At 40.2% G+C, this 677-nt stretch carries 1 protein-coding gene; it reads right to left on the reverse strand.

Annotation, left to right across the window (positions count from 1 at the left end):
* Window positions 1-110 precede the first annotated feature (110 nt).
* Window positions 111-677, reverse strand: a 567-nt coding sequence (locus ACFINO_RS10710; protein ID WP_375655831.1) for a BID domain-containing T4SS effector, incomplete at its 5' end; no start/stop codon positions are given.

Consider the following 677-nt stretch of genomic DNA (forward strand, 5'->3'; position numbering starts at 1 on the left):
ACATGACGGGGAGGGGGTGTTATAGATTTTCCGTAATACTGCCCAATACTGCTTGGGGACTTTTTATAAAGTGATAAGTACCGAAAGGTCAGATGAAAGCTGATGCATCTTTAGAGTGCCAGCACCATTTTTTGTGTTTTCTCAGCTTCGCTTGATCGAACGTTCGACGGTTTTTGTTGTGCTTGCCTAGAGGCTTCCAAAGCCTGATGACGTGGGCTTTCTGTTGAGCGCTCAGGTAATTTAGGAGGTTTCGATAAGCTTTGCTGTCGTTTCACGTTTTTATCTTTCTTTGGAGATTGTTCCTGATGGTTTTTTACAATGTCCTCTCTTACTTGTTTTACAATCTCTGTGTAATGATCAATGGCAGTGCATAGGGAGGGAATAGCTTCTTCAGCATGTTTACGTGCGTTATTTTTTATGCCAAGCACTTGCCTGCCAGCAAGCGGAGCAAATATTGTAGAAAAGTTTGCAACTTGCCATGAGAGTTCTTCTCCTAGCATGGGAATTTTTTTGATATCTTCAGTGGTATGTTGCAAAACAAGTGGGTTATTATAAACAATATTACACCAATTGTAGATTTCTATTTGAGCACGTTGAACAGAGAGATCGTTTTGAACTCTGCTTGCAATTTCTTTATGTGAGAGAGGTGTTTTTTCTTTTTCAGGTGTAAGGGATTT

Source organism: Bartonella sp. AA83SXKL, assembly GCF_042196965.1.
In the GTDB taxonomy this organism is placed as follows: Bacteria; Pseudomonadota; Alphaproteobacteria; order Rhizobiales; family Rhizobiaceae; genus Bartonella.